General features: G+C 29.6%; 25 protein-coding genes, 3 rRNA genes and 1 riboswitch. All 28 genes read right to left on the bottom strand.

Going from position 1 to position 25,094, the window contains the following annotated elements; genetic code table 11:
* A 16S ribosomal RNA gene (locus tag I1959_RS14590) occupies nt 1-328 on the bottom strand; the annotation flags it as partial.
* 200 nt (nt 329-528) lie between these two features.
* Entirely contained in the window at nt 529-1,119 is a 591-nt protein-coding gene (locus tag I1959_RS14585; RefSeq protein WP_195238808.1) for a precorrin-2 dehydrogenase/sirohydrochlorin ferrochelatase family protein, read from the bottom strand.
* Between the two features lie 112 nt (nt 1,120-1,231).
* Nucleotides 1,232-2,209, bottom strand: a complete 978-nt coding sequence (gene hemB, locus I1959_RS14580) for a porphobilinogen synthase (protein ID WP_092922243.1) — start codon at nt 2,207-2,209, stop codon at nt 1,232-1,234.
* Nucleotides 2,210-2,257: 48 nt separating this feature from the next.
* Nucleotides 2,258-3,766 carry a uroporphyrinogen-III C-methyltransferase gene (cobA, locus tag I1959_RS14575; RefSeq protein ID WP_166506048.1) on the bottom strand — a complete coding sequence of 503 codons (1,509 nt, stop codon included), beginning with the start codon at nt 3,764-3,766 and terminating at the stop codon, nt 2,258-2,260.
* Entirely contained in the window at nt 3,756-4,661 is a 906-nt protein-coding gene (gene hemC, locus I1959_RS14570) for a hydroxymethylbilane synthase (RefSeq protein WP_195238807.1), read from the bottom strand. The genes cobA and hemC overlap by 11 nt, the downstream gene beginning before the upstream one ends.
* 29 nt (nt 4,662-4,690) lie before the next feature.
* Nucleotides 4,691-5,410 (bottom strand): cobalt-factor II C(20)-methyltransferase, encoded by a 720-nt coding sequence (locus I1959_RS14565; RefSeq protein WP_092922234.1) that lies wholly within the window; start codon nt 5,408-5,410, stop codon nt 4,691-4,693.
* A 21-nt stretch (nt 5,411-5,431) separates the two neighbouring features.
* The gene (locus I1959_RS14560) at nt 5,432-6,232 is read right to left on the bottom strand and encodes a sirohydrochlorin cobaltochelatase (RefSeq protein ID WP_092922231.1); all 801 of its coding nucleotides are present in this window, start codon (nt 6,230-6,232) and stop codon (nt 5,432-5,434) included.
* A gap of 18 nt (nt 6,233-6,250) precedes the next feature.
* Nucleotides 6,251-7,003 (bottom strand): precorrin-6A reductase, encoded by a 753-nt coding sequence (cobK, locus tag I1959_RS14555; protein WP_092922228.1) that lies wholly within the window; start codon nt 7,001-7,003, stop codon nt 6,251-6,253.
* Nucleotides 7,000-7,725, bottom strand: a complete 726-nt coding sequence (cobJ, locus tag I1959_RS14550; protein WP_166506051.1) for a precorrin-3B C(17)-methyltransferase — start codon at nt 7,723-7,725, stop codon at nt 7,000-7,002. Before cobJ ends, cobK begins: the two co-directional genes overlap by 4 nt.
* Nucleotides 7,722-8,864 (bottom strand): cobalt-precorrin 5A hydrolase, encoded by a 1,143-nt coding sequence (cbiG, locus tag I1959_RS14545; RefSeq protein ID WP_243240056.1) that lies wholly within the window; start codon nt 8,862-8,864, stop codon nt 7,722-7,724. Before cbiG ends, cobJ begins: the two co-directional genes overlap by 4 nt.
* Entirely contained in the window at nt 8,830-9,585 is a 756-nt protein-coding gene (locus tag I1959_RS14540; RefSeq protein WP_092922219.1) for a cobalt-precorrin-4 methyltransferase, read from the bottom strand. The genes cbiG and I1959_RS14540 overlap by 35 nt, the downstream gene beginning before the upstream one ends.
* A 1-nt stretch (nt 9,586) precedes the next feature.
* Nucleotides 9,587-10,147, bottom strand: a complete 561-nt coding sequence (locus I1959_RS14535; RefSeq protein ID WP_195238806.1) for a decarboxylating cobalt-precorrin-6B (C(15))-methyltransferase — start codon at nt 10,145-10,147, stop codon at nt 9,587-9,589.
* The gene (locus tag I1959_RS14530; RefSeq protein ID WP_092922213.1) at nt 10,144-10,761 is read right to left on the bottom strand and encodes a cobalt-precorrin-7 (C(5))-methyltransferase; all 618 of its coding nucleotides are present in this window, start codon (nt 10,759-10,761) and stop codon (nt 10,144-10,146) included. The genes I1959_RS14535 and I1959_RS14530 overlap by 4 nt, the downstream gene beginning before the upstream one ends.
* Nucleotides 10,758-11,906: a cobalt-precorrin-5B (C(1))-methyltransferase CbiD gene (gene cbiD, locus I1959_RS14525; protein ID WP_092922210.1), complete on the bottom strand. Its 1,149-nt coding sequence runs from the start codon at nt 11,904-11,906 to the stop codon at nt 10,758-10,760. The genes I1959_RS14530 and cbiD overlap by 4 nt, the downstream gene beginning before the upstream one ends.
* Nucleotides 11,907-11,914: 8 nt before the next feature.
* Complete coding sequence (locus tag I1959_RS14520) at nt 11,915-12,547, bottom strand: cobalt-precorrin-8 methylmutase (RefSeq protein WP_092922207.1); 633 nt, start codon at nt 12,545-12,547, stop codon at nt 11,915-11,917.
* Nucleotides 12,523-13,422, bottom strand: coding sequence for a GHMP family kinase ATP-binding protein (locus I1959_RS14515; protein WP_092922204.1), 900 nt, complete (start codon nt 13,420-13,422; stop codon nt 12,523-12,525). Before I1959_RS14515 ends, I1959_RS14520 begins: the two co-directional genes overlap by 25 nt.
* A gap of 1 nt (nt 13,423) precedes the next feature.
* Nucleotides 13,424-14,494 carry a pyridoxal phosphate-dependent aminotransferase gene (locus I1959_RS14510; RefSeq protein WP_195238805.1) on the bottom strand — a complete coding sequence of 357 codons (1,071 nt, stop codon included), beginning with the start codon at nt 14,492-14,494 and terminating at the stop codon, nt 13,424-13,426.
* Between the two features lie 8 nt (nt 14,495-14,502).
* The gene (gene cbiB / locus I1959_RS14505; protein ID WP_195238804.1) at nt 14,503-15,447 is read right to left on the bottom strand and encodes an adenosylcobinamide-phosphate synthase CbiB; all 945 of its coding nucleotides are present in this window, start codon (nt 15,445-15,447) and stop codon (nt 14,503-14,505) included.
* Nucleotide 15,448: 1 nt separating this feature from the next.
* Nucleotides 15,449-16,837 carry a cobyrinate a,c-diamide synthase gene (locus I1959_RS14500; protein WP_166506061.1) on the bottom strand — a complete coding sequence of 463 codons (1,389 nt, stop codon included), beginning with the start codon at nt 16,835-16,837 and terminating at the stop codon, nt 15,449-15,451.
* Nucleotides 16,838-16,873: 36 nt separating this feature from the next.
* A complete protein-coding gene (locus tag I1959_RS14495; RefSeq protein ID WP_092922147.1) occupies nt 16,874-18,406 on the bottom strand; it encodes a cobyric acid synthase in 1,533 nt (510 codons plus the stop codon).
* A gap of 401 nt (nt 18,407-18,807) precedes the next feature.
* A riboswitch (cobalamin riboswitch) is annotated at nt 18,808-18,982 on the bottom strand.
* 4 nt (nt 18,983-18,986) lie between these two features.
* A complete protein-coding gene (locus tag I1959_RS14490; RefSeq protein WP_092922144.1) occupies nt 18,987-19,595 on the bottom strand; it encodes a histidine phosphatase family protein in 609 nt (202 codons plus the stop codon).
* 22 nt (nt 19,596-19,617) lie between these two features.
* Nucleotides 19,618-20,376: an adenosylcobinamide-GDP ribazoletransferase gene (gene cobS, locus I1959_RS14485; protein WP_166506062.1), complete on the bottom strand. Its 759-nt coding sequence runs from the start codon at nt 20,374-20,376 to the stop codon at nt 19,618-19,620.
* A 2-nt stretch (nt 20,377-20,378) separates the two neighbouring features.
* On the bottom strand, nt 20,379-20,939 hold the full coding sequence (gene cobU, locus I1959_RS14480; protein ID WP_092922138.1) for a bifunctional adenosylcobinamide kinase/adenosylcobinamide-phosphate guanylyltransferase: 561 nt from the start codon (nt 20,937-20,939) through the stop codon (nt 20,379-20,381).
* 22 nt (nt 20,940-20,961) lie between these two features.
* On the bottom strand, nt 20,962-22,008 hold the full coding sequence (gene cobT / locus I1959_RS14475; protein WP_092922135.1) for a nicotinate-nucleotide--dimethylbenzimidazole phosphoribosyltransferase: 1,047 nt from the start codon (nt 22,006-22,008) through the stop codon (nt 20,962-20,964).
* A 169-nt stretch (nt 22,009-22,177) separates the two neighbouring features.
* On the bottom strand, nt 22,178-23,473 hold the full coding sequence (gene hemL / locus I1959_RS14470) for a glutamate-1-semialdehyde 2,1-aminomutase (protein WP_166506063.1): 1,296 nt from the start codon (nt 23,471-23,473) through the stop codon (nt 22,178-22,180).
* Between the two features lie 18 nt (nt 23,474-23,491).
* Entirely contained in the window at nt 23,492-24,727 is a 1,236-nt protein-coding gene (hemA, locus tag I1959_RS14465; RefSeq protein WP_166506064.1) for a glutamyl-tRNA reductase, read from the bottom strand.
* Between the two features lie 112 nt (nt 24,728-24,839).
* Nucleotides 24,840-24,956, bottom strand: a 5S ribosomal RNA gene (gene rrf, locus I1959_RS14460).
* A gap of 59 nt (nt 24,957-25,015) precedes the next feature.
* Nucleotides 25,016-25,094 (bottom strand): 23S ribosomal RNA (locus I1959_RS14455); the annotation flags it as partial.

Genomic DNA, 25,094 nt, shown 5'->3' with positions numbered 1-25,094 from the left:
GAGTTTGGACCGTGTCTCAGTTCCAATGTGGCCGATCACCCTCTCAGGTCGGCTACTGATCGTCGCCTTGGTAAGCCGTTACCTTACCAACTAGCTAATCAGACGCGGGTCCATCCTGTACCGCCAGAACTTTGATAAGAAAGCCATGCGACTTCCTCATGTTATCTCGTATTAGCATACCTTTCGGTATGTTATCCGTGTGTACAGGGCAGGTTACCCACGCGTTACTCACCCGTCCGCCGCTCTTTACCGAAGTAAATCGCTCGACTTGCATGTGTTAGGCACGCCGCCAGCGTTCATCCTGAGCCAGGATCAAACTCTCAAATAAAAGTTGTTACCTGCTCAGACTATCATTATCTGAATATCTGGCTTGGTTGTATTCGATTCTTTTAAGAATCAGTTATATAAATTAACCTACTGTTTAATTTTCAAAGTTCATTTTCGTTTTGCCCTTTTCTTAAGGACAAGTAATACTATATCACCATAATTTTGTATCGTCAACACTTTTTTAAAAGTTTTTTATTATTTTTATTTTTGATATTCTATTTTTAGTTCTCTAAGTTCTGCTAAATCTAGATTTATCAATGCTTTAAGTTTTTTTCTTCTTAATGAAACGTCTTCATATTTTTTTATTATTTCTTTTCTTAATTCGCCTAATATATCTATATATTCTTCATAACTATCATCATATTTTTCTTCTAATTCTTTTTTTATTTTAGAAGATAGTGAGGGACTTTTACCTCCTGTCGATATACTTATAAGCAAATCTCCTCTTTTTACATATGAAGGAACAGTAAAATTAGATAATTCTATATCATCTACTACATTAACTAGTTTACCATTTTCTCTACAATATATACCTATTTTTCTATTAACTTCTTTATTATTTGTAGCTGCAACTACTATAAAACTATCTTTTAAGTATTCTTCTTTATATTCATCATTAACAATTTCTAGTTTATCTTTTAATTCTCCAAATTTATTTATGTAATCTTTAGATATAACTTTCACTGTTTTGCCAAAGGCTAAAAAGTTTTTGCACTTTCTATATGCAACTTCTCCACCTCCTATAACAGTTATCTTTATATCACTTATATCTATATTTATTGGATAAAGCATACTGGTTTCTCCTTATTTTACTCTTATTTTATTATGTATAATAATCTAGATAATTTATTGACTATGTATATTAAAAAGGAGCAACAAAAGTTACTCCTTTTTGTGTATATATTTATCTATTTTCTTTAATCATCTTAGCTAAATCTTTTGCAAAGTAAGTTATTATTATATCTGCACCGGCTCTTTTTATAGACATAACAGATTCATAAATAGCTCCTTCACTTAATATTCCATTTTTAACAGCTGATTTAAGCATTGCATACTCTCCACTAACATTATATGCCGCAAGTGGTAGGTTGTAATTATCTTTGACTCTTCTTATTACATCTAAATAAGATAATGCAGGCTTAACCATTAATATATCTGCACCTTCTAGCACATCAAGTTCAGCTTCTATTAATGCTTCATTACTATTTGCTGGATCCATTTGGTATGTTTTTCTATCACCAAATGATGGTGCAGAGTTAGCAGCTTCTCTAAATGGTCCATAGAATGTAGATGCATACTTAACACTATAAGACATTATTGGTATATGTACAAATCCTTCTTTATCTAAAGCCTCTCTTAAGGCTTTTATTCTACCATCCATCATATCAGATGGCGAGATTATATCAGCACCTGCTTTTGCATGACTTACTGCTATTTTAGATAAGTATTCTAATGTTATATCATTATCTACGTATCCAGTTTCTGTTAATATTCCGCAGTGACCATGGCTAGTGTATTCACACATACATACATCAGTAACTACATTCATATTACTGTCTATTTCTTTTATTTTTCTAATAGCCCTTTGAATTATACCATTGTCATTATATGCTTCTTTTCCATGAGGATCTTTTTCATGGTCATGAGGTATACCAAATAATATTACATGTTCTATTCCTAATTCTTTTAATTCCTTTATCTCCTCTTCTAGCATATCTAGTGAAAAATGATATACATCTGGTAAAGATGATATTTCTCTTTTTATATTTTCACCTTCTACTACAAATAGAGGATATATAAAATCTTCAACATTTAACTTAGTCTCTCTAACTAAATTTCTTGTAGCTTTATTTACTCTTAGTCTTCTAGGTCTTCTTAACATTTTGTCGCCTCCATAAATATATAAATAACTACACATCAATTATAATACTTATTTATCTTCTATAATAGTGCTAATCATTCCATCTATAGTTGAAACTTCTGCTTCTTTATACAGGTTTAAACCTAATTCTTTAATCGTCTGTGTTGTTATAGGTCCTATAGATATAACTTTTATATTATTTAATTTATCTATATTCTCTTCACCTATTATTTCTACAAAATTCTTTACTGTAGATGAGCTAGCAAAAGTTATATAATCAGCATTATCTTGATCTAATAGTTCTAAAACTTCATCTTTTCTTGTAGAATCTACTACTGTTTCATATGTATGTATTTCTTTGACTTCACAAATTTCACCTATTTTATCAACTAGATAATCTCTAGCATTTTTCGCTCTAGGCATTAATACTTTATCTGTTGATTTTAACATTGGTTTTAATTCTTCAAATAAGTACTCTGCTACAAACTTTTCTGGAACTATATCTGCTTTTATTCCTCTATTTTTTATCTCTTTAGCTGTAGCACTTCCTATAGCACATACTTTTAAATTTGCTAGAGCTCTACTATCAAGCCCCATTTCATCTAATTTATCAAAGAATATGTCTACTCCATTTTTACTTGTTAAAACTAAGTATGTATAATCTTTAATGTTATTTATTTCATTTTCTAGTTCTATATTATTTTCTATTTTATCTATTTTTATAGTTGGTATCTCTATAGGATTACCACCTAAGTCACTTATTTTTTCTACTAGTGAACTACTTTGTGTTCTTGACCTAGTCACTATTACACGTTTACTGAATAGTGGCTTATTTTCAAAGAAGTTTAACTTATCTCTAAGTCCTACTACCTCTCCAACAACTATAAGCGTCGGTGGTTTCACACCTTCCTTTATTGCTGTTTCATATACATTTTCTAAGGTAGATATTACTACTCTTTGATTATATCTAGTTGCCCAACTTATAAGAGCAACAGGAGTATCTTTAGACTTTCCTTCTTTTATTAAGTTAGAACTTATTTTTTGTAAGTTCGCAACTCCCATTAAAAATACTAGTGTTCCATTGGTATTTGCTAAAGCATTCCAGTTTATTTCTGGATTTTCTTTATCATCTTCTCTTAAATGACCTGTTATTACATGGAAAGAAGATGCATAATCTCTATGAGTTATAGGTATACCTGCATAGCATAATCCACCTATAGCAGAAGTTATTCCTGGAACAACTTCAAACTCTATTCCTTCTTCTCTTAGAAGTTCTCCTTCTTCTCCACCTCTACCAAATACATATGGGTCTCCACCCTTGAGTCTAGTTACTATTTTCCCTTCTTTTGCTTTATCTGCTATAACTCTATTTATATCCTCTTGTGGAAGAGTATGATTGCTTGATGCTTTTCCTACATATATAAATTCGCAGTTAGGCTTAGCTTCTTTTAAATAGTTCTCATTTGCTAATCTATCATATACTATAACGTCTGCTTTTTGTACACATTCTAGACCTTTTAATGTTAGTAATTTATAATCTCCAGGTCCTGCACCTACAAGATAAACTTTACCCTTCATATTTTTCATACTCCTTTAAAACTAATTTAGCTAATTCTTTACCTAACTCTCTTGGGGAATTTTTATCTCCTTCTATTGATTTGATGATTAATTTTTTACCTTCTTCATCACCAAATAATCCAGTAAGCTTTATACTATCCTCATTTACTTCACAATAAGCTCCCATAGGAATATGACAGCTTCCATCAACACCATCTAAAAAGCCTCTTTCTGCACTAACTTGAAGTTCGGTTAATTCGTCTCGTAACGAGTTTATCACTACTTCTACTTGATAATTATCTTCTCTTATCTCTATTGCTAATGCCCCTTGTGCAGGTGCTGGCACTACTACGTCTGTTGGTAAATAGCAGCTGATTTTTTCTTCTAATCCAACCCTTAATATTCCAGATGCAGCTAAAACAACACCGTCTAAATTCTCATCAGTTATTTTTCTTATCCTAGTATCTACATTCCCTCTTATTGGAACTATATTTAAATCAGGTCTATGTTTTAATAATTGATATTTTCTTCTTTTACTTCCAGTTCCTATAGTTGCTCCTTGAGGTAAGTCTTCTATACTAGAGTAACCTTCTTTTAATATAAGTACATCTCTTGGATCTTCCCTTTTAGGTATCCCTGCAAACTTTAATCCATTAGGTAAAGATGATGGCATATCTTTCATACTATGAACAGCCATATCTATTTCCCCATCTATTAGTTGTTGCTCTATTTCTTTAACGAATAGGCCTTTATCACCTATTTTATCTAGACTAACGTTTTGTATTATATCACCTTTAGTTTTTATTATTTTAACTTCGAATTCAACACTAGGGTTCTTTTCTTTTAGCTTATCTATTACCCAATTAGTTTGAGTAACTGCTAATTTACTTCCTCTCGTTCCAACAATTATCTTCATAACTAAAATCTCCTTTAGATGTTACAATGTTATCCTACTTGAGCTTCCTTTTTAACTTCTTTATTAACTAATATAGTTGAGAAGTAAGATATCTTTTCTTCAAGATTAACTTCTCTTAAGTTATAGTATACCACTTCTCTATCTTGAGATGAATTACTTACTAATATAGCATGTTCTATAAGACCATTCTTTTCTAGCTTAGCTACTATTTCTTTAAAGTTTTTATATACTTTCATTAATACTATAGAGCTATAATTTTCTAATGCATAATCTATTTTTTCTTCTTCTATCGTGCATGGTATTATTATTAATGGCTCTCTATCCATTACTAATGGGAAATTTTGGTTTGATGCTATATTAGAGAATGAAGATATCCCTGGTATAGTTTCAACATCTATATTTCCTATAAGTCTTTCCATTATATATACATACGTACTATATATCATTGGATCCCCTAATGTTACAAATCCAACATTTTTACCTTCTTTAACATCCTCAACTATCTCATCAGCTATTTTATTCCAAGCCACTATCTTTTCTCCATCATTGAAGTTCATTGGGAAGTGTCTTGATTTTATTTCTAATTCTTTTGGTAGATACTTACTTACTATTGATAAAGCTAAACTTTCCCCGCCTTTTTTAGCTTCTGGTGTATATAATATATCTAACTTTTCTAAAGTTTCGACTGCTTTTATTGTTAATAATGAGCTATCTCCAGGTCCTGTACCTATTCCATAAAATTTTGCCATCTTCAATCTCCTCCTAGTTAATTAACAAATTTGTCCTAATTCATTTATTTTTTCTACACAATCATTTGCATGATTCATAAATTTATCTTGTATATATGGATTTTCCCCTAACCCTTGTAAATGAACTTTTACTTCAAATCCAAAGTTTTCTAGTACATTTTTCCATGAATCTTCTTCATCTCCTGCCATATCATTTATAGCATGGTCTCCTGCTACTAACATAAAAGGCATTAAATTAACTGTTTTTATATTATCTTCTTTTAATCTTTTTATAACATTATCTATTTCTGGATATCCTTCAACAGTTCCAACGTAAGCATTTATTCCTGCATCTCTCATCATGTATTCTAATGCTGGGTATGATGCATGTGACTCGTGGAATGTTCCATGTCCCATAAATACAACAGCTTCATCTTTTTTCATTTGAGGTATTTGATGCTTTATTGCTTCTACTGTTTCCTTGTAATCTTCTATATATGTAAGTAATGGTCTACCTAAAACAATTTTCTTAAATTTATCTTGATAGCTATCTACTTGTTCTTTTAATTTAGTAAATTCTTCACCACATATTATATGAAGTGTTTGAACTATAACGTCTTCATATCCTTCTTCATATAATCTATCTAAAGCTTGAATTGGATTTTCAATTTCTATTCCATCTCTATTTTTTAATTTCCTTATTATCATGTTAGAAGTAAATGCTCTAAAGAAGTCATATCCTTCTAATCCATTTTTTATTTTATTTTCACAAGCTTCTATTGTCTTTTCTCTCGTTTCTTTGTAAGAAGTCCCAAAACTCACTACTAAAACTGCTTTCTTCATACTAATCCCACCTTGAATTTATTTTATATAGTCTTCTACTTCGTCTATGCTATTTACAACATACGGATAATCTATTTTTTCTCTAGATACAATTACTACAGGTATATTAAGTGATTCACAAGCATCTACTTTCTCTAAGAAACCACCTGCTACACCACTTTCTTTAGTTATCACAATATCTATATCATAATGTTTATAAAATTCTTCATTTATACTTTGGCTAAAAGGACCTCTCATAGCTATTATATTATCTGCATTTAACCCTAATTTTTCACAACTTAATATCACTTCACTTGTAGGAAGTACTCTAACTATTAAATTTCTATCTGGTATAAGCTCAACTATTTCTGGTAAATGCTTACTACCTGTTCCTATAAATATGTTATTTCCTTTTTTTCTTGCTACTTCACAAGCATCTTTTATACTGCTTACTATGTATTTATTTTCATAAGTAATATCATCTATTAAAGATTTTCTCTCATATCTTATATAGTCTATCTTTGTTTCCTCAACACACTCAATAGCATTTTTAGATACTTCTATAGCATATGGGTGTGTGGCATCTATAATTTTAGTTATGTTATTTCTTTGTATGAAATCTATCATATCTTCTTTTGACAGCCTTCCATTTATAACATTTTTTGCTTTCTTTCTTGCAAGATCCTCTCCGTAATTAGTTGTTACGGAAAGTGTATATTCTAGGTTCTCATATTTATTAAGTCTGTCACATATTTCTATACTGTCTGATGTTCCACCTAAAACTAATATCATATATTGTAACCTCTTGGAGTTATCATTAAATCTTCATGTATAAATGTTGATTTGTTCCCTATTATAACCATAGTAGTCATATCAACTCTTTCAAAATCCATAGTATCAAATGTACATATAAACTTTTCTTCCTTCTCTCTTCCTACATCCTTAACTATTCCGACTGGAGTTTTTCCATCTTTAAATTCTCCCATTATTTCAAAGGCTCTAGCTAAATGTTCACTTCTACCTTTGCTTCTTGGGTTATATAGACATATTGCAAAATCTGCCTCAGCTGCTAATCTTAGTCTTTTTTCTATAACTTCCCATGGAGTTAATAAATCACTTAAGCTTATGTGACAGAAATCGTGCATTATAGGAGCTCCAAGTATTGCTGCTGCACCTATACTTGCAGTTACTCCAGGTATAACCTTAACTTCTATATTTTGTTCTTCTTTAGATACAAGTTCTAATATTAATCCTGCCATTCCATATATTCCTGCATCCCCACTACTTATAACTGCAACCTTTTTACCAGTCTTAGCTATTTCTACAGCTTCCCTACATCTATCTATTTCTTGTCTCATTCCATTTTGTACTACTTCTTTTCCTTCAATAAGGTCTGTTATTAAATTTATATAAGTTTTATATCCTACTATAACTTCAGAATCCTTTATTGCATTTATGCATTGCATAGTCATTAATTCTTTACTTCCAGGTCCTATACCTATAACGTATATCATTTTGACACTCTCCCTACAGAAATTGTTATTCCTTTATATTTATGTTTTTCTATTATTAAATTTCCTTCACTTAGCAGATATGCTACTGGTTCAGAAACACAGTACACCCCTACATTCTTTTTTACAAATTCAGATTTTTCAAATAGATGGTCTACCTTAGATATTTCATCAACTGAAAAAGTTTTAAATGGTACAGATAAACTTGATGCTAAATCTATTATGGCTTTTTCATCACTTTTTACATCTATACTTCCAATCTCTTTGATTGAGTTAATATCAATATTGTATTGATGTAACAAATTGTTTAAAGACTCTTGTAACAAACTGCTTTCTGTATTTCTTCTACACCCAATACCTATTACTATTTCCTTTGGCACTACCTTTATAATGTTACCTTCACTACATTTTTTTCTTAGCATTTGTTCATCTAATTCATTCTCTTTTTTATTTTCTATATAGTAATCTATAAAGTTGTTTTTACTACTTATAATAACTATTTTTTCTGTACTATCTACATCTTCAAAATTAGTTAATATCTTAAATCCTCTAGTGTCTATTTCATAATTCCCATCAATATATAATCCAACTTCTTGATTATTAACTAACATAGCATTTACATCTTTGACGTTTTCTCTAAAATCCTCTATATAAGCATCTAATTTTTTAGCAATCATATCCAAGGAGGATTTTTTATTTACATCTGTTGCTGTAGTTATAACTGGATTAGCTCCTATTAGTTCACTTATATGGCTGGTCATTTCATTAGCTCCACCCATATGACCACTTAGTAAGCTTATAATGTTTTGTCCTTTTTCATCGCTTACTAATATAGCAGGATCACTAAATTTACTATTTATGTATGGTGCTATAACTCTCACTACTATACCTGTAGCCATTATAAATACAATATATTGATATTCTTCAAACAAACTAGGAACTAAATTGCTAAGCTTATCCTCTACTAAAAATACATTATTTTTTTCTTCATCTATCTTAAAATTATTCTTCTTATTTCTTATTAGATATACATCTCCATTATTAAGTTTGGATTGTATTTCAAATGCTAGATTCTTTCCATTTTCAGTTATACAAACTATGGCTATTTTATTGTCTATACTCATGTTTGAAGTCCTTATCATATAACTTCGAATTGTTATATTCTTTACCTAAGAATTGACCTACTAATATTAAAGCAGTCTTTCTTATATCATTTTCTTTTACTTTTTGAGCTATATCTTGTAATGTTCCTTTTACTATCTTTTCATCTGACCAAGTAGCTTTATAAACAACGGCTATTGGAGTATCCATTGGATATCCACCTTTATGAAGTCTTTCTACTACTTTTTCTATATCTTGTACTGATAAAAATATAGCCATAGAAGTTTGATGCTTAGCAAAAGACTCTATTGATTCTTTTTCAGGTACTGGAGTTCTTCCTTCCATTCTTGTTATCACTACACTTTGAGATATTTCTGGAACTGTATATTCAACTCCTAAAGCTGATGCTGCTCCTAAGAATGAACTCACTCCTGGTGTACAATCGTAATCTATATTTAATTTAAATAACTCTTCAACTTGTTCTCTTATTGAACCATATATAGAGAAATCTCCTGTTTGTAGTCTTACTACAGATTTTCCTTCTCTAACTCCTTTTTCCATCACTTCTATAATTTGATGTAAATCCATATGAGCACTATTGTGTATCTCACAACCTTTTTTACAGTACTCTAAAAGTTCTGGATTAACTAATGAACCTGCATATATTACTACATCTGCATTACTTAAAAGTTTGTATCCTTTTAAAGTTATTAATTCCTTATCTCCTGGTCCTGCTCCTACGAAATGTATTTTATTTAACATATTAGTTTCTCCCCTTCTCACAAGATATTATATAAATTGGATTTAGAGGTTTAAAATATTCTCCTCTTCCTAGTTTTTCTAGCTTAGCTACATTTAAAACTGAAACATCTATATTTTCAAATCCATACTCTCTTAATAATCTTAAAGTTTCATTAAATGTATCTACTATTATAAAATTCGCTACCAGTCTTCCACCTTCTACTAGCATATCCTTAGACCAAGTTATTATTTCTTCTAGTTTATTACCTGTCCCTCCTAAGAATATAGCATCAGCTTTTCCTTCTATCTCTACTGGTGCATATGCTTTAATTACTTCTACATTATCTAACTCAAACTTCTCTACATTTTTATTTATTAAATCTATAGCATCATCGTTTCTTTCTATAGAAATAACTTCTAGATTTGGATAATGGTATGCAGCTTCTATACTTACACTGCCTGTTCCTGCTCCTACATCTATAAATCTTTTAGCATTTACTAAGTCTAGTTTCATTATAGATGCAGCTCTAACTTCTTCTTTTGTTATAGGAACCTTTCCTGTTATAAACTCACTGTTTTTCATATGAAATCTCCACCTTCTAGTATTACAACTACACACATATCAAAGTTTTCTACTTTTAAAATTTCTTCTGGTTTTCCTATTGTAATTCTTTCATTTTCATAGGATAAATTTTCTCCTACTACAACTGTTTTATCTAGATTTCTTTTTACTATTTCTTTACATATTTCTTTAGGACCAATTAATTTATCGGTAACCATACATACCTTCTTATGAGAAAGTACATAATCAAAGTCTGGTATTTTCCCATGGCTACTAGTTATATATAGGTCGTTCATATCAACATATATCTTTGAAAATATATATTGAAGTGAACTAATTCCTGATATTATATTTAATTTATTAGTGTCTATATTTTTAGAAAGATATCTTCCTATTCCATACATCAATGGATCACCTGATGCTATAACAGATATTTGTTTATCTTCATTATTATTTATATAATCCACTATCTCTTTTAAATTTGATGCTAACTCTATCTTTTCTCCTTCAAAATCTTTTATCGATTCTAAATTCCTTCTTCCTCCAATTACAACATCAGAGTTTTTAATTAATTTCTCACCTAATCTAGTTATATAATCAGTATTCCCTGGTCCTAACCCTATGACATTTATCATCTAAATACCTCCACTAGATTATCTGTATTATTTGATTTACCTAGTAATGTCTTGTCCATAGAAAACATAATAACTTCTACGTCCATATCATCATCACATAGATATTGTTTAATTTTATGCTTACACTTGTTACTTACCAAATTGTAAAAGCTTTTGTACTCACTATTATTTATGAGCTCAACTGCTTCTTCAGCAGTAAGACACTCACTTATCTTTTCTAAAAATTCATATGGAGCTTTCATTAATGCTAGATTAGATACTAATATTTCACTTCTCGCATCAGCTACTTTACTATGTGTGTTAAATATACCAGCTGATATTTTTATAAATTTTCCTATATGACCTGCCATAAGTATTTTCTTATAACCCATTCTTTGAGCTTCTTTTAGCATATATCCTATAAAGTTACTAGTTCTTATTACGTATTTCATATCTAATCCTAACTTTTCTCTTATGAACTGTTCTCCATGATTTCCTGGTACTAGAATTATCTTATCTAACCCCTGTTCTCTTTTCATTTTTAGCTCTATAGATAAAGATTTTTTCCATCCTTCATCACTCATAGGCTCTACTATTCCTGTAGTTCCTATAATAGATATACCTCCAACTATTCCAAGCCTTGGATTAAATGTCTTTTTTGCTACCTCTTCTCCTTTTGGTGCAAATATAGTAATCTTTAAAGATTTATTTTTACCTATAACTTTACTTATATCTTCACCAACTACTTTTCTTAACTCACTATGTATCATTTTCATAGGAGTTGGATTAATTGCTGGCTTTCCAACCTCAACACTCAATCCTTTTTTAGTTACTACTCCAATACCTACTCCTCCACATACTACTATATCTTCATCATCTTCTCTATTGATAATTTCAGCTCTAGCGTGAATATGCATGGTATGTGTAGCATCAATATCATCTCCACCATCTTTTTCTATAGAACATTCTACATAATCGTCATTAATGTCTATATTAAACACATTCAATGTCAATGGTATGCCTTTTGGAGTATCTATATTTACAGTATCTATACTCTTTTTAGTTAATAGCATGTATGTTGCAGCTTTTGATGCTCCTGTAGCACAAGAACCTGTTGTGTATCCTCTTCTATACTTTTTACCTTCTATATATACATACTCTTCCATAATATTACCTACATAGTGTATAAAATAGCATTAACTATAGCTGCTGCTAAGTTACTTCCGCCTTTTCTACCTTTTGATATTATGTGTGGTATATCTGTTTTTTCTAATTCATCTTTTGACTCTGCTGCTCCAACAAATCCAACTGGAACACCTATTACAGCATCTACATCTAGTACTTTTGAGTCTCTCATTTCCATTACTTTATATAAAGCTGTTGGTGCATTTCCAAGAACAAATATTTTTCTTCCTGAATCCTTTGCTGCTATCTCAACAGCTGCCATCGAACGAGTTATTCCTTTTTCCTTAGCTAGTTTTGCAGTTTCTTCTTCTGCTACTAAGCATCTATATTTACAACCTAATGCATCTAATCTTCTTTTATTTATTCCACTTAAAGCCATGTTAGTATCCGTATATATAGTTGCATTATTTTTTAAAGCATCTACTATATTTTCTACTGCTGTATCTGATATTTTTAATATATCTAAATATTCAAAGTCTGCTGTTGTATGTATACAACGCTTTATTATTTTTTCTTCTACTTCATTTTTGTACTCATATCCTGGTCTTATTTCATCTATAATTTCTTGTATCATTATGAAACTTTTTTCTTCTATCATCATAGGATTTTTGATATATTCCATGGTGGTTCCCTCCTAATTCCTCCGTCTATAATATCTAGAGTATAAATTTTATTGTATGTTTTATGTATTTTATTGGTTTTTAAAATATCTATCAATTTATTATCATTCATATAATTGTCTACGATAATACCTATTACAGTTCCACTATGAGCAATGTTTACACCATAGGCACCATAATTTTGCGAAATATTTATTATCTCTTTTAATCCTTCTTTTGGGTCTATATTTTCATTGGCTAAGCTACTTAAAGTACATGCTTTTCCGATATTACTTAAATCATTATTTTTTATACCGTCTTCTAAAAGGTAAAATGATTCTTTTATAATATCTTGATTTTTTAGTTTTATATTTCTATAGTTAGGGTTACTTCTTATTTTTATAGTATCTAACGTCTTGTTAGGCTCTAGTATTATTACTCTGCAATCTTTTATACTTCCTAGATTTTTTACTATTTCACCACTAAGTGGGTTAAATATGCAGTTGTTTTCTATGTATGTAGAATCTGTTGGTTCTATAGTAGATGCAAGTTTTGATATTTCTTCACTAGTTAAATTTCTTCCTATCAAATCTAGAGTAGCTACTATAGTAGCTCCTATATCTGCTGTTGAACTAGCCATACCTTTACCTACCGGTATATCACTTTTTATAGTTAAAGAAATATTTTTACTATCTTTGATAGGCAAGTTAAATTTCTTAAAAACAGCTTCTATAGCCTTTCTAGATTTACTAGGACCTACATTGACTTTACCTAGCTTTTCTTCAATCATTGCTACTGAATACATATCTATGGCATATGAGCTAAGATACTCTTCTCCATCTACCATACCCTGAACAAACTCTCCACATGATGCTGGACAAAATCCATAATATTTCATGCTAATCACCTAATAAGTTTTTCATATTCTCTATAAGAATTTTATTATCATCATGAGATTTAATTGCAACTCTTATATATCTATCATCTAATCCGATAAAATTCGATGCATCTCTGATAAGAATTTTACTTCTTCTTAATAATTCGACTTTTATTTCATTTGCCCTTCTATTGTTCAGTTTAATTAATAAAAAATTTGTATCAGTATCATAAACTGATATATTTTCTATACTTCTTAATTCTTTTAACATATACTCTCGTTCTTGGATATAATAACTTTTACTATTTTCTATGTACTCTTTATCCTTGAATATATATTTAGATAAAGTATCTGCAAATGCATTTATAGTCCAAGGTTCTTTATAATGATAAATTTTATTTATTATATCTTTATTACTCGTAATCCCATACCCCAGCCTTAACCCAGGCATTCCAAAGAATTTAGTTACCGCTTTGATTATAAATAGATTATCATAGTCTTTTATTTTATTTACTAAGCTATAATTCTCTTCTTTTTCTGCAAACTCCATAAAAGTTTCATCAACTATCAAAAGTTTATTATTTTGTTTCAATAGGTTTAGTAACTCATTTAATTCTTGCGCCTTACCATTTGGATTATTTGGATTACATATAAATAAACTATCAAAGTTATCTAAATTATTTTTAACTTCATTTATATCTATTAAAAATTGATTTTCTTCATTTAAATTTAAATCTATAACTTCTAATCCATTTAATTTTGCACTTCTTCTGTATTCTGAAAATGTAGGATTTAATATTGCTAACCTTTTTCCTATAACCTTCATTAATAAATAGATTATCTCTGTAGCACCATTTCCAGGTATTATATATTCACTTTTAATATTTAGATAATTACCTATGTTTTTTCTTAAGTTTGTGTAATTTATATCTGGATAGCTCCTACTTTCTTCTAAGCCTTCTAGTATATACTTATCTAAATCTTTTATAATATTTGGATTTACATTAGAACTAAAATCTATTATCTCTTTTGGGTCTATATTATAATTTTTTCCTATTTGTTCTACATTCGCTCCATGTCCTAAGTCTTTCATAAATCCCCCTATAGTAATATAAATATTATTGTAAATACAATCATTGAAGTTATAGATGAGGCATACATTATTTTATTTGTTCTAACGATATCTTCTACTTCTATTTCTCTATGTTTATCTCCTATTGTAGGCTTATAGACAGCTTTTCCAAAATAAATATTCGTACCACCTAACTGTACTCCTAAGGCCCCTGCAACTGCACCTTCAGCATAAGCACAATTTGGACTTTTGTGATTTTTTCTATCTCTTATACCAATTTTTAAAGCTTCTTTACAGTTATGCCCTACTAATAAGCTCCCTATAGACATAAGTAATACAGATATCCTAGCTGGTACAAAGTTAGCTATATCATCAATCTTAGCTGATGCAAATCCTAAGTCTTTATACTTTTCATTTTTGTATCCTACTGTTGAGTCCAAAGTATTGACTGCTTTATATGCCATAGCAAGTGGAGCTCCACCTATAAATGCAAAAAACATAGGTGCAATTATTCCATCTACAGTATTTTCAGCTACAGTTTCTACAGTTGCTCTGATTATTTCACCTTCATTTAATTGAGTAGTATCTCTTCCTACTATATAAGATACTTGTATTCTTGCCTTTTCTATATCTCCTGTTTTTAATACATTGTATATTTTGACTGCTTCATCTTTTAAACATTTTGTAGCTAATGTCGTATATATCAGTATTGAATTTGCTACTAAAAAACCTCCTGGTATAAGGCTACTTAGTTTTAATATTAAATAAGTAACTAAATATGTTATACCTACTACTATAAACCATAAGAAAAATCCGCCTATTTTTAAATCTTTATCACTCTTAGCTTTTTTTCTTATTATACTTTCAGTTTTCTTTATTAATTTACCAATATATCTAACCGGGTGAGGAAATGAATATGGATCTCCTACTATTAAATCTATTATGTATCCTATATAAATAGATAATATATTCATATTAATTGTTTCCTCTTTCTAAATAGTCTTTACATCCACTATTTAAGAAATTTTTTATACAATCTAAGTTATTGTAAAAATGAGTATGTAAATATGTTGCTAAAGTTTTATCTTTGCTATATCCACCTTCCCATTCATCCACTACTTTCTTGTCTCTTTCTTTTCTCATTATATAAGCACATTCCTCATTAGTTTCAAATATAGAATGGTGGAATTCATGTCCTTTTATAACCTCACCTTTTTTAGATAAAATTGTATCTATTTTAGACTCTCCATAACAATATCCAAATCTCTTTAATGATTTTGTCATCTTGCTAACTCCACTAAATATTCCTACCATATCGTATTCACTATTATTTTGGTCTATTAGTTTTTCCCCTAGATACATAAGCCCACCACATTCAGCATATATAGGAACTTTATTTATATGAGCTTCTTTTATAGAATTTCTCATACTTTTATTTAATTCTATTTCTTTTGCAAATATTTCTGGAAATCCTCCACCTATATATATGTAATCTGATTGTGGTACTTTTTTATCTTCTAATGGACTAAAATATTTTATATTTAATCCTAATGCTTTTAATAATTCTATATTTTCTTTGTAGTAAAAATTAAATGCTTTATCATAAGCTATAGCTATTGTTTTATCTTCAATCTTATTTTCCTTTATAAAATCTTCTAAATTAAAACTGCTACTAACTTCTTCTGTTTCGGCAATTTCTATTATTCTATCTATATTTATATATTTTTCTATTTCATCTGCTAAATTGCTAAATTTATTTTTTAATGAATCTATTTCTACACTAGGAACTAAACCTAAGTGTCTTGACTCCAATGAGAATTCATCATTAGGTGGAAAATAACCTAAGACTTCTATTTTGCAATAGGTTTCAATTGCTTTTTTAATTATTTCGTAGTGAGTCTTAGTCCTTACATTGTTTACTATTACACCTTTTATATTTACATCTTTATCAAGTTCCTTGTATCCAAGTACCATAGCTGCACTAGATGCTGCCATAGCTTTTCCATTTATAACTAGTATAACCGGTGCTTTTAGTATCTTTGATGTATGAGAACTTGTACAATTATCTAAGTCTATTCCTATTCCATCATAAAGACCCATAACACCTTCAATCACTGATATATCTGCATCTTTAGATGCAGAATTAAATACATACTTAATTTTTTCATCATCTAACATATATGAATCTAGATTTCTTGAATCTCTACTTGTTATAAATGTATGGTATGATGGATCTATATAATCAGGTCCAACTTTATATGGTTGAACTTTCATACTTCTTTTTGTAAGTGCTTGCATTATACCTAAAGATATTGTTGTTTTTCCTACTCCACTATTAGTTCCTGCGATTAAGATTTTTTTCATATATTTCACCTAACCATCATTTTATTTTTGTATTGTTTATATTTCTTCTTCATGTTCTTCCATTATTTTATATATCTTCTCTATATCTAAATGTTCTCTTAGTAAATCAGCTAGTTTATCATATTCATTTTGCTTAAAGGCTTCGAAAGAAGTTACTTTAGTGTCTATTCTTTCAAGGCCTTTTTCTTCTCTGATATTATTTAATAGAGCTCTAGTAAAATCTATTTCATCAAATATTCCATGTAAATAAGTTCCTACTACATTACCTTCTTTATTTACACTTCCTTCTAGGTAGCTTACGTCTTCTCCTAATTTATTGTTTATTTCATTTAGGTTATATACTTCTTTACCTATATCACTTATTCCCATATGAATTTCATAACCTTTTACTTTCATTCCTGATAAATTTGCTAAATATCCATTTAAATTTTTACATATAGTGGCATTCACTTGTGTAGTTGTTTTTTCTTTTTCAAATGTAGTTTCTATATCTAAAAGTCCTATACCATCTATTTCTTCAATTTCGCCTTCTACATGGTAAGGGTCTTTTAATTTCTTGCCTAACATTTGATATCCACCACATATCCCAAATACTAACTTTCCTTTTTTCTGTAAATCTTTTATTTGTTCCTCTAGACCACTTTCCCTTATATACTTAAGGTCATCTATAGTACTTTTACTTCCAGGAAGTATTATCATATCTGGATTTGAAAGAGTCTCTACATAATCAACATACCTAATACTCACATCTTCTTGAGTCTCAAATATATTAAAATCTGTGAAATTAGACATATGAGGTGTTCTAATTATCTCAATATGTATATCACTCTTTTTCATTTTAGTTTTAAATCTAGTTGTTACACTGTCTTCATCTTCTATTTTTATATCACTATATGGCACTACTCCAAGGACAGGAACCTTTATTATTTCTTCAAGCATTTTTATGCCATCATATAAAAGTTCTTTTCTTCCTCTAAATTTATTTATTATTACACCTTTGACTCTTTTTCTTTCCTCTTCACTTAGTAAAAGCATCGTACCTGCTAGTGATGCGAAAACTCCACCTCTATCGATATCCCCCACTATTATTACAGGAGCATCTGCGATTTCTGCCATACCCATGTTAGCAATGTCATGTTCTCTTAAGTTTATTTCTGCTGTACTACCTGCCCCCTCCATAACAACAACATCATAGTTCTCACTAAACTGATTAAATATAGTTTTAAGTTCTTTAGCAAGTATTGGTTTATAATCATGGTATTCTGATGATGATATATCATCTCTAACTTTACCCCTTACTATAACTTGGCATCTATGATTACCTGATGGTTTTAGAAGTACTGGATTCATATCTGCAATTGGCTCTATTCCACAAGCTTCCGCCTGAAATACTTGTGCTCTTCCCATTTCTAAACCTTCTTTTGTTATAAAAGAATTTAACGCCATATTTTGAGATTTAAATGGTGCTACACTATATCCATCTTGTTTGAAAATCCTACATAAACCAGCTGTTAATATACTTTTTCCAACATTTGATGCTGTACCTTGTAACATTATCTTTTTTCCCATAAGATTCTCCTTATATTACTTAATTTGATTTCCTTATAATCAAAAAAGCCCTAACTCTTAAGAGTTAAGGCTTTTATTCTAATGCTAATATATTATATACCTGTTTCATATGTTTTGTAACATATCAAGCTATATAGCATGTAACAAAATATAACTATTTAATCTTTACTATATACTTAAACTATATAATACTAAATCTTATTGTATTAATCTAAAATACACTTTATGTATTTATGATTAATATGTAGATTTCATAATAGATTTATTTATTATAATTTAAGTTTTAACAAAGTATAATTTATCTGCTAATATGCATATACTCTGATGTTTTATTATAGGTACATACTTTATAAGCGATAGTTATATTTTATCTGAATAAAAATCCCTCACCCCGGAGATTTTACATTTAATTAAATTAGGCAGGTATCCTGGCTCAATTTCATCCTACTCCTACTCCTTCCCATCCAAAGGACAGTGGCAAATTGTAGTTTCGTCAATATTACAGTAGCGGGGGCTGCAAAGGCTTTTAACCTTTTTCCCTATTAATCTTGTAGAACCTAAGTTAATATACTATTTGATTTTAATTATTTATAAAACTTGTGTTATTCATACTATCTATGACTGCAAATCCATCTTCTACTTCTAAAATACTTACTGATGCATTATCTATTTTAAAATTCCAATGGTATTTGTAGCTTCCTGATACTAAATAACTTATTATGTTCCTTATAGTTCCTCCATGAGAACATATAAGTATTGTTTTGCCTTTATCCATACTTATAATTTCTTTAACCTCATTTGATACTCTTGTAAATGAATCAATAAGACTTTCACCATTTGGATATCTGTACTCATATCCTTTTTCTATCATCGAGTTAAATTCTTCTGGATAATTCTTTTTTATGTCATCAAAAGTAATCCCCTCAAAATCCCCAAAACTAATTTCTTTCAATGTTTCTTTTTCTATTATTTCTATCCCTTTTTTCTTTGCAACATCTTTTACAGTATCTTTTGTTCTTGAAGATGTTGTTGTGTATATCTTATCTATATGTATACCATCTAAGTATTTGGTTAATTTCTCTATTTGCTTAATTCCAACTTCACTAACTACACTGTCTATATGTCCTGATAATCTTTTACTTTGATTATCTGTAGTCAATGCATGTCTTACTAAAACTAATTTAGTCATTATAGTATCACCTCTTTTAAGGTTACCCTATTATAAGATATATGTAAAGTAAATATATAACTTCTCCAAGTTCTATACTACACCCTAATATATCTCCTGTAACTCCATCAATTTTTTTGTATATATGATTTTTAAATAATTGATTAAATAAAATAATAACTATTATAGATGCTAATATAGGCAACGTCATCGAAGAATTAAATACAAATTTGGCTACTAATATAATCAATGCCATCGTATATAGTATTGCAGTTAAAAACATTGATGTAGTTGCCTTACCTATAAATAAGTTTCCCATTCCTTTCTCTCTTGGTGTAACAGTTTTATAAGTTAATCTTATTACTCCAAGTCTACCTATAACAGGCATAAATATTATAGTCCACATTAAATTATTGTTTATTAAGCTATATATAAAACCTATCTTAAGCAAAATTAAAAATACTATAGCCAATAATGAATTTGTCCCAAGTCTTGAATCTTTCATTATTTCTAGCATTTTTTCCTTATCCCTATAACTATATATAGCATCAAATGTATCTCCCAATCCATCAATATGTAATCCCCCTGTCAATATAACAGAACCTAAGGTTACCAATATTGATGTTATAAATGGATCAAATAATATGTTTGATACAGTACCAATTATAAATAATAAAATACCTAATACAAACCCTACCAGTGGAAAATATGTTATAGTTTTATGAAATTCATCATCAAATCCTACATCTATATTTATTGGAATTCTAGTCATAAACTGAAGTATTGATATAAATCTTTTCATAATTATCCCTTAATTTTCATAGGTATTGAACTAACTACAAAATAGACTTCGTCACTTTGGGCTGCTATTTGTTGATTTATTCTACCTACTATATCCGTATATACTCTACTAAGTTTATTAGCAGGAACTACTGCCATTCCTAATTCATTAGTAACAGCAACAAAATAAAGTTCTGTTTTTCTTATCTCTTCTATCAGTTTATTAACTTGATCTTTTATGTACTTTTCTAATTCATTTATCTCATCTTGTGTTGCATTTTCAATATCTATATCATGCGTAAACATTAAATTATTCACTAATAAAGTTACACAATCTAATATAACTGTTTTGTGAGATTTAGATATATCCTCAATTATAGAATATATATCCTTATATATTTCATATGTTTTCCAGTTTTGTGGTCTACTTTCCTTATGTTTTTTTACCCTATCTTTCATCTCATCATCAAAGGGTATCGATGTTGCAATATATGCAGTATTGTTATTTCTATCTTTACATAATTGTTCTGCAAAACTACTTTTTCCTGATCTTGCTCCACCAGTTACTAGTATAACTTTGCTCATACTTATCTCCTTATTGCTTTTTCTATCTTCCCATATCTATCTCATCAAATGTCGCCATATTTGTATATGTATAATTTGATGCTTCAATTATATTAAATGCAAGTGCTGCACCACTACCTTCTCCTAATCTCATATCCATATTTAATACAGTACTTAAATTTAGCATATCTAGTGCTTTTTGTGTACCTGGCTCTGCTGATGTATGAGATGCTATCATATATTCCCTAGTTATTGGATTTAGAGTGTAGGCTAAAAGAGCAGCTGCATAAGATATAAATCCATCTAATACAACAGGAACATTTCTAGCACTACATGCTAATATAACTCCTGCCATAGAACCTATCTCAAATCCGCCAACCTTCGATAATATATCTATAGCATCTTCTCTATTTGGCTTGTTTAGTTCTATAGCTTTTCTTATAGTATCAGCTTTATGCTTTATTCTATCTTTTTTAAGTCCAGCTCCCATTCCTGTAACTTCTGCTGGATCACATCCATCTATTACAGATATTATAGCACTACTTGGTGTAGTGTTACATATACCCATTTCACCTATTCCTATAAGCTTATAACCATTATCTATACACTCATTTGCTGCTTCTATCCCTATTTCTATGGATTTTATAGCTTCATCTCTACTCATTGCAGGTCCCTTAGCCATATTAGATGTAGATTTTCTTATCTTTTTATCAATCACACCATCTAGTTTATGGTCACAATTTATACCAACATCTATAGCTATTACATCTGCTCCTACAAATTTACTTATAACTCCTACTCCATTTAATCCTTTTGTAAAGTTCGGGAATTGAAGATAAGTTATACTTTGAGGATCCGGAGCTACACCTTCTTCATAAACACCATGATCTCCAGCAAATGCTATAATAGCTTTTTTAGATGTATCAAGCTCTTTTTTTCTATATATCCCAGCTAATTGCATACAAATTTCTTCCATCTTACCTAAACTTCCAACTGGCTTTATAAGTCTATCTAATCTTTTTTTAGCTTCATCCATAGATTCTCTATCTAGTGAATCTATATTATTTAATACATAATCTAGTGAATTCATATATATCATCTCGTTTCTTCGAAAATAATTTACCTAGCCAGTAAGGCTAGGTTTAGTGAAAAACCTCTCCAAAATTCATATATATTTTACATATAAATAAACTATTCTACATGGCATTTATATATCCTTCATATCATATGGTAAATTTTATCGAGATTTATATTTAGTTTTAAAGATTATGAGCTATTTTTAATGCCTCATAACTAGCATTTATAGTATAATCTATGTCCTCATTAGTATGAGCATTTGATAAGAACATTGCTTCAAACTGTGTAGGAGCTAAAAGAATTCCTCTTTTTAATAACTCTTCAAAATACTTATTAAACTTAGAAACATCACATCTTGTAACATCATCATAGTTTTCTATTGGTCCATGTGTAAAGAATAAACAAACTAATGAACCAGCTCTATTAACTGTGTAGTTAAGACCTAATTTTTCTATATTAGATTTTAATCCTTCTTCTAATCTTATAGCTTTTTCTTCTAACTCTTTATAGATTTGAGGATTATCTCTTAATATTTCTAAGTTCTTTTTACCCATATACATAGCTAGTGGGTTTCCTGATAATGTACCTGCTTGATATACTGGTCCAACTGGAGAAACCATACTCATTATTTCTTTAGTTCCACCATAAGCACCAACAGGAAGTCCTGCTCCTATTATTTTACCGAAACATACCATATCTGGCTTTATTCCAAAATATCCAACAGAGCTACTATAATTTAATCTAAATCCTGTTATAACTTCATCAAATATTAAAACACTTCCATATTCTTTAGTTATATCTCTTAATAATTGTAAGAACTCTTGCTTACCTGGAACTACACCCATGTTTCCTGCTACTGTTTCAACTATTACAGCGGCTATTTCATGTCCTTGAGTTTTAAATATTTCTCTTACTGCATCTAAATCATTGTATCTACAAACTAATGTATCTTTAACTACATCAGATGGAACTCCAGGGCTAGTTGGTACTCCATATGTTATTGTTCCTGAACCAGACTTAACTAATAAAGCATCTGAATGACCATGGTAGCAACCTTCAAACTTTAATATTTTATTTCTTTTTGTAAATCCTCTAGCTACTCTTAATGCACTCATAGTTGCCTCAGTCCCTGAATTTACCATACGTACTTGATCTATAGCTGGATATGCTTCTACTATTATCTTAGCCATTTCAACTTCTATAGCTGTTGGAACTCCATAGCTAGTTCCTCTAGATACAACTTCTTCAATTCCCTCTACTATTTCTTTTGGGCTATGACCTAGCATAAGTGGTCCCCAAGAGCATATATAATCTATATATTCATTTCCGTCAACATCATATATTCTACTTCCGTGTGCTCTATCTATAAATATTGGATCTAATCCTACTGATTTAAACGCTCTAACTGGGCTATTAACCCCTCCAGGTATATATTCTATTGCTTCTTCATATATCTTTGATGACTTTTCGTTTTTCATAGTCATGTCCTCCTTAGTTTATATTTCGAATAGTTCTTCTACCATTTTCATATATTCTTCTCTTTTGCCTTTATCCTTAGTTTGCTTTAAATTTATTATCGGTTCTCTTATAAGTCTCTTTAGGGCAGAAGTCATCATCTTTTCAATAATTTTTTTCTCCCTATTATCAAGATTGATCTTTCTAAAAATATAATCTAATGTATCTTCTCTTATTTCATCGCATCTTTCATTCAAAGATTCTATCGTAGGATCTATATTAGTTGAGTCTAGCCACTCTACAAATTCATCTATACTTTCATTTATCATTCCTAAGCCAATATTAGCTAACTCTTTTCTCTTTTGATCATTCTTATCATGTATTTGTTTTAAATCATCTATATCATAGAGTTCTACATTCTCTAACTTATTTATATCTGGATCTATATCTCTAGGAAGAGCTATATCCATCATATATATTTTTCTTTCAATCTTTGGCATTTCATCTGCCTTTATTATAATATGTGGAGATGCCGTTGCGCTTATTACCATATCAACATCATTTAACACTTTATATCTATCGTTATATTGTATAGGTACAATATTTTTATAATCATTTTCTATCTCTTTTATTTTCCCATGACTACGATTTGAAACATATATGGTATTAACTTTTCCTTCTTCTAAATGTTTCATTGTCAACTTACTCATCTTACCAATTCCTATAACTAGTGCATTTTTCCCCTCTAAATTGCCTAGTTTTTCTTCTAAGAATCTAACCCCTATGTAACTTATTGATAATGGCTGTTGTGATATTTTAGTTTTGGTTTTTATATCTTTAGAAACTGTGATAGCTTCCCTGAATAGCTTGTTGAATTTTTTCTTACTAGCTCCTAATTGCATAGAAAATTCATGTGCATCTCTGACTTGACCTAATATTTGATCTTCACCTAACACTATAGAATCTAAACCTGCAGAAACTTTGTATATATGCTCTATAGCATCTCTATCTTTTTTAGTGAATAAATACTGTTTAACTCCAGGTAAATTGAAAAATGATTCATAAAACTCTTCTACAATTTTTATTTTGTTTTCAATATTTTTTGATTGAATATATATTTCACTTCTATTACATGTAGATAGTATTATAATTTCTTCTATTTCTTTGTCTAATAAATAATTTATAGCTTCTATTTTTTGTATATCTGTAAAAGAAACTTTTTCTCTTATCTCTATGGGAGCTACATTATGATTAACTCCTATCACCCCTATATTCATAGACAACCTCCAAATCGTATGTAATATTTCTGTTCACTCTTTATAGTATACAACTACATGCATAATTTGTAAATTTTCATATAAATATATTTTTGAACGCAAAAAAAAGATTACGTGGCTACGTCTTACTCTCCCAGGAGGTCGCCCTCCAAGTACCATCAGCGCTAAAGAGCTTAACTTCTGTGTTCGGTATGGGAACAGGTGTATCCTCTTTGCTATAATAACCACATAATCTTTATCTTTTAGAGTTAATACTCTGAAAACTGTATATCATTTAGTTAATGATTTTTGGTCAAGTCCTCGACCTATTAGTATCGATAAGCTAAATACATTACTGCACTTACACCTTCGACCTATCAACCAGGTA

Origin of the sequence: Romboutsia sp. 1001285H_161024_C4, from assembly GCF_015550185.1 — a bacterium.
GTDB classification, from domain to species: Bacteria; Bacillota; Clostridia; order Peptostreptococcales; family Peptostreptococcaceae; genus Romboutsia_C; species Romboutsia_C hominis.
This window is presented reverse-complemented; position numbering and strand designations above follow the sequence as displayed.

Bases quoted from the DNA above. Each gene is read 5' to 3' on its own strand.
- I1959_RS14585 (WP_195238808.1), bottom strand. From the start codon at position 1,119: ATGCTTTATCCAATAAATATAGATATAAGTGATATAAAGATAACTGTT.
- hemB (WP_092922243.1), bottom strand. From the start codon at position 2,209: ATGTTAAGAAGACCTAGAAGACTAAGAGTAAATAAAGCTACAAGAAAT.
- cobA (WP_166506048.1), bottom strand. From the start codon at position 3,766: ATGAAGGGTAAAGTTTATCTTGTAGGTGCAGGACCTGGAGATTATAAA.
- hemC (WP_195238807.1), bottom strand. From the start codon at position 4,661: ATGAAGATAATTGTTGGAACGAGAGGAAGTAAATTAGCAGTTACTCAA.
- I1959_RS14565 (WP_092922234.1), bottom strand. From the start codon at position 5,410: ATGGCAAAATTTTATGGAATAGGTACAGGACCTGGAGATAGCTCATTA.
- I1959_RS14560 (WP_092922231.1), bottom strand. From the start codon at position 6,232: ATGAAGAAAGCAGTTTTAGTAGTGAGTTTTGGGACTTCTTACAAAGAA.
- cobK (WP_092922228.1), bottom strand. From the start codon at position 7,003: ATGATATTAGTTTTAGGTGGAACATCAGACAGTATAGAAATATGTGAC.
- cobJ (WP_166506051.1), bottom strand. From the start codon at position 7,725: ATGATATACGTTATAGGTATAGGACCTGGAAGTAAAGAATTAATGACT.
- cbiG (WP_243240056.1), bottom strand. From the start codon at position 8,864: ATGATAAGGACTTCAAACATGAGTATAGACAATAAAATAGCCATAGTT.
- I1959_RS14540 (WP_092922219.1), bottom strand. From the start codon at position 9,585: ATGTTAAATAAAATACATTTCGTAGGAGCAGGACCAGGAGATAAGGAA.
- I1959_RS14535 (WP_195238806.1), bottom strand. From the start codon at position 10,147: ATGAAAAACAGTGAGTTTATAACAGGAAAGGTTCCTATAACAAAAGAA.
- I1959_RS14530 (WP_092922213.1), bottom strand. From the start codon at position 10,761: ATGATAAATGTCATAGGGTTAGGACCAGGGAATACTGATTATATAACT.
- cbiD (WP_092922210.1), bottom strand. From the start codon at position 11,906: ATGGAAGAGTATGTATATATAGAAGGTAAAAAGTATAGAAGAGGATAC.
- I1959_RS14520 (WP_092922207.1), bottom strand. From the start codon at position 12,547: ATGGAATATATCAAAAATCCTATGATGATAGAAGAAAAAAGTTTCATA.
- I1959_RS14515 (WP_092922204.1), bottom strand. From the start codon at position 13,422: ATGAAATATTATGGATTTTGTCCAGCATCATGTGGAGAGTTTGTTCAG.
- I1959_RS14510 (WP_195238805.1), bottom strand. From the start codon at position 14,494: ATGAAAGACTTAGGACATGGAGCGAATGTAGAACAAATAGGAAAAAAT.
- cbiB (WP_195238804.1), bottom strand. From the start codon at position 15,447: ATGAATATATTATCTATTTATATAGGATACATAATAGATTTAATAGTA.
- I1959_RS14500 (WP_166506061.1), bottom strand. From the start codon at position 16,837: ATGAAAAAAATCTTAATCGCAGGAACTAATAGTGGAGTAGGAAAAACA.
- I1959_RS14495 (WP_092922147.1), bottom strand. From the start codon at position 18,406: ATGGGAAAAAAGATAATGTTACAAGGTACAGCATCAAATGTTGGAAAA.
- I1959_RS14490 (WP_092922144.1), bottom strand. From the start codon at position 19,595: ATGACTAAATTAGTTTTAGTAAGACATGCATTGACTACAGATAATCAA.
- cobS (WP_166506062.1), bottom strand. From the start codon at position 20,376: ATGAAAAGATTTATATCAATACTTCAGTTTATGACTAGAATTCCAATA.
- cobU (WP_092922138.1), bottom strand. From the start codon at position 20,939: ATGAGCAAAGTTATACTAGTAACTGGTGGAGCAAGATCAGGAAAAAGT.
- cobT (WP_092922135.1), bottom strand. From the start codon at position 22,008: ATGAATTCACTAGATTATGTATTAAATAATATAGATTCACTAGATAGA.
- hemL (WP_166506063.1), bottom strand. From the start codon at position 23,473: ATGAAAAACGAAAAGTCATCAAAGATATATGAAGAAGCAATAGAATAT.
- hemA (WP_166506064.1), bottom strand. From the start codon at position 24,727: ATGAATATAGGGGTGATAGGAGTTAATCATAATGTAGCTCCCATAGAG.